This is a genomic window from Peribacillus sp. NPDC056705 (assembly GCF_043656335.1).
The window spans coordinates 1-1,352 of sequence record NZ_JBHTYI010000197.1 but is presented as its reverse complement, the minus strand read 5'-3'; the positions used below and the strand labels follow the sequence as shown (position 1 = coordinate 1,352).

The 1,352-nt window shown below is 52.1% G+C and carries 2 protein-coding genes; one reads left to right on the top strand and one right to left on the bottom strand.

Translation table 11 applies throughout. The features are described from left to right. Nucleotides 1-864: ABC transporter ATP-binding protein (locus tag ACFRAK_RS28885; RefSeq protein WP_394573178.1), on the top strand; the 864-nt coding region annotated here is incomplete at its 5' end. A gap of 92 nt (nucleotides 865-956) precedes the next feature. Here ACFRAK_RS28885 and ACFRAK_RS28880 read toward each other — a convergent pair. Continuing rightward, the coding region (locus ACFRAK_RS28880) for a LysR family transcriptional regulator substrate-binding protein (RefSeq protein ID WP_394573177.1) at nucleotides 957-1,352 on the bottom strand (396 nt) is incomplete at its 5' end.

Sequence of the window (1,352 nt, the reverse complement as noted above, 5' to 3'; positions counted from 1 at the left end):
GTGGCGATTAATCGCGTATGGGGAATCTTTGCCATCAATCCTGAGATTCAGGACCAACCGCAGCCCGTGGAGGTCGTTAAAGCCAGCGTCGAGGGCCGAATCGATTTCAATCAGATCACATTCGGTTATGAAGGAGGGGAGCCGGTCATTAAGGGATTGGATCTTCACGTCAAGCCAGGCGAGATGATTGGCATCGTCGGTACGACCGGGGCAGGCAAGAGCTCGCTGATTAGTCTGCTCTGCCGTTTCTATGACGTGGATAAGGGCAGCATACAGATCGATGGGCATGATATCAGAACTTTGGCTCAGCCGGATCTGCATCGGATTGTTGGTCTTGTGCAGCAGGAGCCCTACTTGTATTCCGGCACCGTACTGGATAATGTGCGATTGTTCGATGAGACTATATCGAGGGAACGAGTGGTCGAGGCCTGCCGCTTTATCGGCGCAGATTCGATTATTAAGCGGCTGAAGGAAGGTTATGATACCCGGTTGTCGGAGCGGGGCAGCGGGTTGTCTGCCGGAGAACGACAGCTGATCTCCTTCGCCAGAATCATCGTCTTTGCGCCCAAAATCCTCATCCTGGATGAGGCAACGGCCAATCTCGATTCGCATACGGAGCAGCTGATACAGGATGCGCTGCATCTGGTTGCGCAAGGACGGACGACACTCGTTATCGCGCATCGATTATCCACGATCATGGGGGCGGATCGGATTCTCGTGATGAGCAAGGGGCAGATCGTCGAGCAGGGAACACATCAGCAATTGCTGGACGCGCATGGCTATTATGAGGAGTTATATCTCCATTCTCAAGGCCAGAAGCAGGTACGAGCGGATGCGGTGAGTACATTATATCGAGGGAGATAGCCCGGAACGACGGAATTTGATCTACGAGTGACAGAGAACAGAGCTCTTGCAGCTTTGTTCTCTTTTTTTGGGGCTGTGCCGTATTAAAGCTTTTATCGGGTATTCGTCAGCAGGTTGATAAAGTTAATGGCTGTTCTGGAGATATGCTGATCCTTCAACCAGATGAGGGCGGTCGATGCTGTGGCTGGGATGTCTTTAATGCGAATGGCCTGGATGTGTTCGGGCAAGAAGGGATGCTTGACCAGCGTCTCCGGAACGATAGCCACGCCGAAATGGGAAGCTACCAATCGGAGCAGCAATGTAATATCCGAGCATTCGGCCACAACATGCGGCTCCATATTTTGTTCGGAGAAAGCCATCTGAATCGTGTAATGGACGCCTAAGCCCTCGGTGCTGGGCAGAATTAGCGGATACGGCTTCATGTCGACCAGGGATATGCTTGGTTTACGAGCGAGTTGTTGATCGGAGGTTAGTATATAGTAAGGCTC